This window comes from Streptomyces sp. NPDC021080 (genome assembly GCF_044333225.1).
Taxonomy (GTDB): domain Bacteria; phylum Actinomycetota; class Actinomycetes; order Streptomycetales; family Streptomycetaceae; genus Streptomyces.
The window spans coordinates 795,338-804,064 of sequence record NZ_JBIRQM010000001.1 but is presented as its reverse complement, the minus strand read 5'-3'; the positions used below and the strand labels follow the sequence as shown (position 1 = coordinate 804,064).

Genomic DNA, 8,727 nt, shown 5'->3' with positions numbered 1-8,727 from the left:
GGCCGCCCCGGGGGGGGGGGGGGTTCCCCCCCCCCCGGGGGGGGGGGCGGGGGGGGGCGGGGGGGGCCGCCCCCCCCCCCCCGCCCCCCCCCCCCCCCCCCCCCCGACCCTCGCCCCTCGGCCCGTCGCCCCCTCAGCCCTCCGTCGTACCGAACCGTCCGCCGAATGCCGCCCTGACGCCCGTCCGGCGCTGCCGGCCCTCCGAAACCAGGGCACATTGGCAGATATGTCCCTTTCGTTGCACCACATCGTCATCGACGCGCACGACCTCCCCTCACTGGCCCGGTTCTGGGCCGGAGTGCTGGGCTGGCGGATCCTTTCGGAGCGGGAGCGGGAGGTCGTGATCGGGCCGGACGAGACGGCGCCGGTGGGCATCTGCTTCATGCCGGTGACGGACGGCAAGGTCGTCAAGAACCGCCTGCACCTCGATCTGACCTCCGCGGCCGGGGACCGGGAGGCGGAGATCGAGCGCGTCCTCGCACTCGGGGCCCGCAGGGCGGACGTGGGGCAGAGCGGCGAGGAGTCGTGGACCGTACTGGCCGACCCGGAGGGGAACGAGTTCTGCGTGGTACGCCCGAAGGCGACCCTCGTCGGCTAGGGCCTGTCGTTTGGATCAGGTGGCGCCGAGGTGCGGTGCCTTGTCGGTGGGGCCGAGCGGGGCAGGGTGCGTGCAGCTGCAAGGCGGAGGAGGGCGACGACGCGGTGGGGGCACCTCCCGGCCGAAGGCTGGGGGACGTCGGCAACCGACGACAACGCCGCTGGGGGTCCCCCCTGCTCGAAGAGCTCGGGGGAGTGCGTGCCCTGCCCCGCGTCCCGCCGCATGATCCAAACGACAGGCCCTAGGTCCTGCGCCATCCGGCGGAGCCGGCCGGCGCTATTGCGTCGCGTCGCAGCTCTCGCAGCGGCTCACAGCCACCCGCTCGATGTTGCCCTGGGTGGCGTGGAGTGGGCTGGAGGGCGCGAGGCGACGCCATGCCCCGGTCGAGGGGGCGGGTACCCAGCCGTAACGGGGTGGCCGGATGTCGGCCGGGTCGATGTGCCCGCAGCCGGGAAGGTGGGCCTTGCCGCTGGCGTGGATGATGATCGCGGCCGCCGGCCAGCCGTCCCATTCGCTGCCGGGTGCGCTGCTGCGCGGTGCGTGCGGTGCTCGCGGAGCGCAATCCGCGCAGTTGTGCATTTCATGCCGTTCGCAGTAGCGCATAATCCCTCACCCTGTCAGGTCCGGCAATGCAGCGTACGGTCCACGAGGGCGCGGCTGATGACGACTCGCTCTCAGCTGGGGCGTGTCTCTTCGGTGGGTCTGCGCAGGTGGTGTGGGACCGGGCTGCTGCTCGGTGCCGTCGAGCCGACTCCGGTACCAGGACGCTGCCGGGACCCGAGCCGCCGGGAACCGAACGGCCACCGCTCCCCCATCGACCACCGTGCTCCACTACCGTGGCGGTCCATGACGGTCCTGGTTGTCGGTGGCAGTGGTTTTCTGGGAACCGAACTGGTCCGGCAGGCTGTTGCGGCAGGGCACGAAACGGCCGCGACCTTCGCCTCCCGGCCGGGCAGGGCCACGGGTGCCGTCTGGCGCCCGCTCGACGTCCGGGACCCTGCGCGTGTCGCCGGGGTGATCGCCGACGTTTCCCCCTCGGTCGTCGTCAACGCGGCCGGCGGTCAGTCCGATTGGGCGGTGACCGCCGACGGCGCGATCCGCGTGGCGCTGGCTGCCGCCGAGCGGGGCTGCCGCCTGGTCCACGTCTCCAGCGACGCGGTGTTCTCCGGTGCGCACGTCCGCTACGACGAGAGCAGCCTGCCCGACCCGCTCACCCCCTACGGCGCCGCGAAGGCCGCTGCCGAGACGGCGGTGCGGCTGCTGGTTCCGGGTGCCGTCGTGGCCCGTACATCGCTGATCCTCGGACACGGCCGGTCCGGACACGAGCGCACGGTGCGTGCCCTGGCGGCCGGTACCCGGGACGGGTTCCTGTTCACCGACGACATCCGCTGCCCGGTCCATGTCGAGGACCTCGCCGCCGCCCTGTGGGAGGTCGCGCTGTCCGACGCGGCCGGCGTCTTCCACCTCGCCGGGCCGGACGCCCTGAGCCGGTACGACCTCGGGGTCCTCATCGCCCGGCACCAGGGACTCGGCGATGCGCGACTGCCCGCCGGGCGACGGGCCGACACGGACCTGCCCCGGGTTCTCGACCTGCGCCTCGACAGCCGGGCGACGCAGGAGCGGTTGCGGACCAGGCTCCGCGGCGCCCGCGAGTTCCTCCGGCCAGGAGTTTGACCCGGCCTTCCGCGCCTGACGGCTGCGACGGCGGGGTCGGCCGGGGCAGGTACCGGTGCCTCAGCCGTCGTACCGGCGCCAGTCGATGTCCACGTGGGCCAGGGGCGCCGGCGCACTGCGGTGCGTGGCCCCGGCCCAGACGGTGAACGCGTCGCCCTCCCACCCGTTCGAGACGCGCGTGACGAGCCCGGGGGCCACGTAGAAGCGCGCGGACAGCTCCGGTCAGAAGGGATGCAGGGGGAACCGGGCGCAGTCCTTCGGTGAGCCGGCGGACCTGCTCTCCGGTGATCTCGCGCGACAGCGCCAGGTAGTCGGCGCCCATCGGGGCCTCGAAGAGCGAGACAGGTCCGCGGGGCCTCCACGGTCGGCCGGTGAGTCCGCGGTGGGGGCAGTGGCCGGGTACCAGCCCGTGAGGAACTGTTCCAGCGCAAGGGAACGGTTGCCGTTCACGTGCTCCAGTCGCTCGAGGCCCGGCGGGTCCGCGGGCTCGGCGGCCGAGGCGTCACCGACCAGGGCACGTGCCCGCGCTTCATCCGTCACGACCGCCGGGGACACCGCCGAGTTCTGATCAGCCATGCCGCCGTCTTCCTCGCCCGCCCGAGCACCGAAGCCGCTCGCCCGAACCAGGAGTTGAGGGTCCATCGGTCGCTGGACGTAAGTCCTGCGGCTCAGGCGCGCATCGCGCGTGCTGGCTAGGGTCGGTCCTCATGGAGACCACAGGAATCGTTCGCCGCCCGGCGGCGGAGCGTATGCGCGACGCTCTGGAGCGGCTCGTCACCGAGCGGGACGTATGGGTGTCGACGGCCCACCCCGACCACGGGCCGCATCAGGTGCCGTTGTGGTTCCTGTGGGACGGGCGAGCGATGTGGATGTGCACCGGCGCCACTTCCGCGACGGCGCGAAACGTCCGCGAGGAGCCGCGTGTTCGCCTGGCGCTGCCGGACACCTTCGACGTGGTGCTCCTCCAGGGTGAGGCCGAATGCTTCCCGGACCAGGAGGTGCCCGAAGGCGCAGCGGAGGCGTTCGCCGACAAGTTCGGGTGGGATCCTCGCGCGGAAGAAGACTCCTTTCTGTATGTACGCGTAGTCCCGAGGACTGTGCTCGCTTGGCGCGGCGAGCCGGAACTACGCGGGAGAGTCATCATGCGCGACGGGATGTGGTCGGCCTGACGGGCCGTCCCTCGCCGACGCGCCTCTCCCGGACCACGATCTCCAGCTTTGCCGAACCTCGCTCCGGACGGCGAGCGGATCTGGAACGAGGGGCTGCCCGACGACGTCCCCGTGGTGGAGGGGCGCCGTCTGCTCGTGCTCGACGAGCCGTCCTACCGGCGCAGTTGGAACTTCGGCCGGCTTCTTCCCGCATCTCCCGGGAACGGCCGAGCCGCCCCGCGTCCTGACCGCGGGCGAGACACGGACCTGGTTCGCCCTCACATCGCTCGGCGACGGGCTCCACCTGCCCTCGTGACCGGGTGGCCCGGGCCGGCACCGGTGAGCCCGTGACCTCGGACCCGAGGCCGAGGAGGACGACGAACCCCGGCCCCACCAGGTTCACCGCACCGGTGCCGGTGCCGGTGGAGTCCGTGAACGCGGCTCGACGACTCATGTCGAGCCGCGTTCAAAGACCCCCGGAGACGAGGAAGTCCGAAGGCCCGAGGTTCAAGCGTGTGCAGGGGAAGGCACCTCATGTACAACCGTTCGAGATCGGCAAGTGTCTAGCGGCGAAAGGTTGTTCTCCTGGAAGACACCGTCCGTTCGCCCGCATCCCGACAGAGGTCCTCTCCATGCCGATGCCCCCGCACAACCGTCGCGCCTCCCGTGCCGCCGTCGCCTCCCTCGGTGCCGTCGGCCTGATCGCGCTGGCCGCGGCACCCGCCGCCTTCGCCGATGAAGCCCCGTCCGAGCTGGTCGCCGGAGGCATCAAGCCGGTCGACGGGGTGAAGCCGGGAGACATCTTCGATGTGCCGGCCACCGTGGCGAACAAGGGCGCCGGAGCGGCCAAGATGGCGTCGATCTCCTACTCCGTCACCCGGGGACTCGACTTCGCGGAGGTTCCCTCCAACTGCCGCGAACAGCACGTCCGGTCCGGCGACGAACTGCCCGAGAGATGGATCGCGGTGTGCGTGTTCGACCAGGTGGTGGAGCCGGGCGCCGTCTACACGACCGACAGGCCCCTCCGGGTCAAGGTGCTGGACCGCGCGCTCAACGAAGAGCTGGGCCTGCAGACCATGGAGGGCGATCCCCAGGCGGACGAGAACGGCGATCCGCCGGTGCCGGGAACGGCGCCGGCGGTGACACTGGTCAAGGCACCGACCGGGAGCGCGGGGTCCGCGCACATCGTCTTCGCACCCGTCACCGCCGTCAACACGGCCGACTACCAGGTGACGGGCGCCGCGTTGAAGGGGCGCGTCGGGGACACGGTGACGATGAAGGCGACGTTCACCAACGCCGGACCCGCCTGGTTCATGCGCAAGGAGGGTGAACGGTCCGTCAGCGTCCTCATCACGCCTCCCGCCGGAACGTCGGTCGTCAAGCGCGGCAACTTCTGCCGGGCCGAGGGCAAGACGTATCACTGCGGCATGGTGTCCCTGAACGAGGGCAGCCACGAGACCTACACCTTCAAGCTGAAGATCGACAAGCAGGTGGCGGGCGCCAAGGGCTCGGTGGCGTTGAGCACCGAGCCGCGGCCGTTCGACACCAACAAGGCCAACGACAGGGCCGACATCACACTGGATGTCACGGGTGGGGGATCGACCGGCGGTGGGGGGTCGACCGGCTCGACGGGCAGCTCGACCAATGGCTCGACGGGCGGCTCGACGGGCGGCTCGACCAGTGGCTCGGCCGGCGGGTCGTCGTCGACCGGCGGCGACGGGTCGACGACGAGCGGCGGCGACCTGGCGGAGACCGGCTCCTCGACGCTGCCGATCGCGGGCGCGGCGGCCGCGGCGGTGGTCGCCGGTGCGGGCACGCTCCTCGTCGCGCGCCGCCGCCGGGCCCAGAACCCCAGCTGAGAACCGTCCGGCTCAAGCGGTTGTACCCGGCCCCGGGCCTCTGGTCCGGGGCCTCCGCACTGCCTTGAACGGTGGCACCTGAAGCGGTCGACGCGGCGACACGGTCCGCCTCGCCGTCCATGCCGATCACGGTGACAGTCCGGTGATCGGGCTGTCCGTCACCGACCTCCGTCACCTGCTCGTCGGCGCCGGGCGCGCCCGGGTCGGCTTCCTCTCGCCGGCGAATGGTCCCGGGCCGTGTCCCGTGCGGCCGGTCGGGTGACCGTTCGGTGCGGCGTGCGAAGTGAGGCCGGGTGCGGGCCTAGCCTTTCGCCCATCCGGATTCTGGGACTTCGCCCCGCTCCGTCCGGATCCCGTACCGGTCCGAAAGGAGTGTGGGGTGGCGCTTTCGTCCGGCACCCGCGGCCTCCTGCGGGTTCTGCTCGCCCTGTGTCTGTCGGCGGCTCTGCTGGCCGGCTGCGGCGGTGGGGGCGGCGGGCCGGTGACGCTCAACTGGTACAACTTTCCCGATGATTCCGGCGCACTGGCCAGTGCGGCCAGTGCCTGTTCCAAACAGTCCGGCGGGCGCTACCGGATCAGCTACAACAAACTGCCCCGCACCGCGGACGGGCAGCGCCAGCAGTTGGTGCGCCGACTGGCCGCCAAGGACGACACGGTCGACATCATCGGGCTGGACGTCACCTGGCCCGCCGAGTTCGCGGAAGCCAGATGGATCCTGCCGTGGACCGGGACCAACCGCGCCGCGGCCGTCCGGGACACCCTGGAGGTCCCGCTGCGGACGGCCACGTGGAAGGGCCGGCTGTACGCCGTCCCGTACAACACGAACACCCAACTGCTCTGGTACCGCAAGGACCTGGTCCCCACGCCACCCGAGACCTGGGCCGAGATGCTCCTGATGGCCGGCCGTCTGGCGAAGCAGGGCAAGCCCCACTACGTGGAGATCCAGGGCGCGCAGTACGAAGGACTCACGGTCTGGTTCAACACGCTGGTGGAGAGCGCCGGCGGCTCCATCCTCAACGCGACGGCCACGGCTCCCAAGCTGGGCCCGCCCGCCGTGCGCGCGGCCTCCGTCATGAAGACCCTGGCCACCTCGGCCGCGGCCGACCCGTCCCTGTCCAATCAGATGGAGGACCAGAACCGGCTGGCCATGGAGTCCGGCAGCGCGGCCTTCGAGATCAACTACCCCTTCGTGTATCCCTCGATGAAGGCCAACAACCCCAAGCTCTTCAAGCAGTTCCGCTGGGCGCCCTACCCGGGGATCGAACGGGGCCGGCCGGCCAGGCCCACCATCGGTGGCATCGACCTGGCCATCGGCGCCTATTCCCGTCACTCCGCGTCCGCCTTCGACGCGGCGCTGTGCCTGCGGAACCGGCAGAACCAGTTGACGGCGGCGCTCGAGGGCGGGCTGCCGCCCACGCTCCGACCGCTCTACTCGGACCCATCGCTGGTCAAGAACTACCCCTTCGCCTCCACCGTTCTGGCGGCCCTGGAGAACGCCAGCATCCGGCCCAAGACCCCCGCCTACCAGAACGTGTCCATCGCGATCTCGCACACCCTGTCGCCGCCGAACGGGATCCAGCCGAGACCGGACGTGCAGAAGATCAGCAGCCAGATCGAGGACGCCCTCAACTCGAAGGGGCTGATCCCGTGACCGAATCGGCTCCGACCGCCGCCCAGGACGTACCGGTGTCCAAGGACACCCGCGCCCTGTCCGAAGGGGCCCGGCAGGAGCGCCGGTTGGGCTGGCTGCTCTGCGCGCCGGCCGTGATCGTCATGCTCGCCGTGACCGCCTACCCCATCGTGTACGCGATCTATCTCTCGCTCCAACGATACGACCTGCGCTTCCCGCAGCAGGCGCACTTCGTCGGCTTCAGCAACTACGGTGCCGTCCTGTCCTCCGAGTTCTGGTGGCAGGCCCTGTGGGTGACGGTGTTCATCACCGTGGTCTCCGTGGCCGTGGAACTCGTCCTCGGATTCGCCCTGGCGCTGGTCATGCACCGCACCATCTTCGGCCGCGGGACGGTTCGCACCGCCATCCTGATCCCGTACGGCATCGTCACCGTGGTCGCCGCCTACTCCTGGCAGTACGCGTGGACCCCGGAGACCGGCTACCTGGCCGATCTCCTGCCCTCCGGTTCCGCTCCCCTGACCGAACAGTGGCCCGCCATCGGCCTGATCATCCTGGCCGAGGTGTGGAAGACGACCCCCTTCATGGCCCTGCTGCTGCTCGCCGGCCTCGCCCTGGTGCCGGAGGAGACGCTGCGCGCGGCCCAGGTGGACGGCGCCGGAGCCTGGCAGCGCTTCTTCCTGGTGACGGTCCCCCTGATGAAGCCGGCCATCCTGGTCGCCCTGCTCTTCCGGACCCTGGACGCCTTCCGGATCTTCGACAACATCTACATCCTCACGTCCGGCGCCCACAACACCGGCTCGGTGTCCATCCTCGGCTACGACAACCTCTTCACCGCGCTCAACCTCGGCATCGGCTCGGCCATCTCCGTCCTCATCTTCCTGTGCGTGGCGCTGATCGCCTTCGCCTTCATCAAACTCTTCGGGGCAGCCGCCCCCGGTGCCCAGGAAGGGGGACGCTGATGTCCGCCACCGGACGACGACGGACGTCGGGATGGGCCGTGGTCAACATCCTCGTGATCGCCTACGCGCTCTTCCCGGTCTGGTGGATCATCGCTCTGTCCTTCAAGGACCCCAGCACCCTCACCGACGGCAGCTTCATCCCGACCAAGTGGACGTGGGAGAACTACCACGGGATCTTCCAGACCTCCGAGTTCACCCGCGCGCTGATCAATTCCATCGGGATCGCCCTGATCTCCACGGTGATCGCGGTCGTGCTGGGCACCATGGCGGCTTATGCCGTCGCCCGGCTCCGGTTTCCCGGCAAGAGCCTGCTGATCGGCATGTCGCTGCTGATCGCCATGTTCCCGCCCATCTCGCTGGTCTCGCCGTTGTTCAACATCGAGCGGATCATCGGCATCTTCGACACCTGGACCGGGTTGATCATCCCGTACATGACCTTCTCCCTGCCGCTCGCCATCTACACCCTGTCGGCGTTCTTCCGGGAGATCCCCTGGGACCTGGAGAAGGCGGCCAAGGTGGACGGGGCCACCCCGGCGCAGGCGTTCCGGCTGGTGATCGCTCCGCTCGCGGCGCCGGGGGTGTTCACCACGGCGATCCTGGTGTTCATCTTCTGCTGGAACGACTTCCTCTTCGCGATCTCACTGACCTCGACCTCGGCGGCCCGGACCGTGCCGGCGGCCATCGCCTTCTTCACCGGGAGCAGTCAGTTCGCCCAGCCCACCGGTTCGATCGCCGCCGCCGCAGTGGTGATCACCATCCCCATCATCATCTTCGTGCTGCTCTTCCAGCGGCGCATCGTGGCCGGGCTCACCTCCGGAGCCGTCAAGGGCTGACCGGCGGCAGCCGTTCGTCAGGACAA

The 8,727-nt window shown here is 70.4% G+C and carries 7 protein-coding genes and 1 pseudogene; all 8 read left to right on the top strand.

The features are described 5' to 3' along the window. Nucleotides 1–226: 226 nt before the first annotated feature. Complete coding sequence (locus ACH4S8_RS03510; protein WP_398390479.1) at nt 227–598, top strand: VOC family protein; 372 nt, start codon at nt 227–229, stop codon at nt 596–598. Nucleotides 599–1,444: 846 nt separating this feature from the next. Continuing rightward, nucleotides 1,445–2,272, top strand: a complete 828-nt coding sequence (locus ACH4S8_RS03505) for an SDR family oxidoreductase (RefSeq protein WP_398390478.1) — start codon at nt 1,445–1,447, stop codon at nt 2,270–2,272. Between the two features lie 707 nt (nt 2,273–2,979). After that, nucleotides 2,980–3,441 carry a pyridoxamine 5'-phosphate oxidase family protein gene (locus ACH4S8_RS03500; protein ID WP_398390476.1) on the top strand — a complete coding sequence of 154 codons (462 nt, stop codon included), beginning with the start codon at nt 2,980–2,982 and terminating at the stop codon, nt 3,439–3,441. Nucleotides 3,442–3,498: 57 nt separating this feature from the next. Next, a pseudogene (locus ACH4S8_RS03495) lies at nt 3,499–3,736 on the top strand (hypothetical protein); the annotation flags it as partial. A gap of 316 nt (nt 3,737–4,052) precedes the next feature. Next, nucleotides 4,053–5,279 carry an LAETG motif-containing sortase-dependent surface protein gene (locus tag ACH4S8_RS03490; protein ID WP_398390474.1) on the top strand — a complete coding sequence of 409 codons (1,227 nt, stop codon included), beginning with the start codon at nt 4,053–4,055 and terminating at the stop codon, nt 5,277–5,279. Nucleotides 5,280–5,658: 379 nt separating this feature from the next. Beyond that, nucleotides 5,659–6,930, top strand: a complete 1,272-nt coding sequence (locus tag ACH4S8_RS03485; protein ID WP_398390472.1) for an ABC transporter substrate-binding protein — start codon at nt 5,659–5,661, stop codon at nt 6,928–6,930. Beyond that, entirely contained in the window at nt 6,927–7,868 is a 942-nt protein-coding gene (locus tag ACH4S8_RS03480) for a carbohydrate ABC transporter permease (protein WP_398390470.1), read from the top strand. The genes ACH4S8_RS03485 and ACH4S8_RS03480 overlap by 4 nt, the downstream gene beginning before the upstream one ends. Then, on the top strand, nt 7,868–8,701 hold the full coding sequence (locus tag ACH4S8_RS03475; RefSeq protein ID WP_398390468.1) for a carbohydrate ABC transporter permease: 834 nt from the start codon (nt 7,868–7,870) through the stop codon (nt 8,699–8,701). The genes ACH4S8_RS03480 and ACH4S8_RS03475 overlap by 1 nt, the downstream gene beginning before the upstream one ends. Nucleotides 8,702–8,727: the final 26 nt, after the last annotated feature.

Bases quoted from the DNA above. Each gene is read 5' to 3' on its own strand.
- ACH4S8_RS03510 (WP_398390479.1), top strand. From the start codon at position 227: ATGTCCCTTTCGTTGCACCACATCGTCATCGACGCGCACGACCTCCCC.
- ACH4S8_RS03505 (WP_398390478.1), top strand. From the start codon at position 1,445: ATGACGGTCCTGGTTGTCGGTGGCAGTGGTTTTCTGGGAACCGAACTG.
- ACH4S8_RS03500 (WP_398390476.1), top strand. From the start codon at position 2,980: ATGGAGACCACAGGAATCGTTCGCCGCCCGGCGGCGGAGCGTATGCGC.
- ACH4S8_RS03490 (WP_398390474.1), top strand. From the start codon at position 4,053: ATGCCGATGCCCCCGCACAACCGTCGCGCCTCCCGTGCCGCCGTCGCC.
- ACH4S8_RS03475 (WP_398390468.1), top strand. From the start codon at position 7,868: ATGTCCGCCACCGGACGACGACGGACGTCGGGATGGGCCGTGGTCAAC.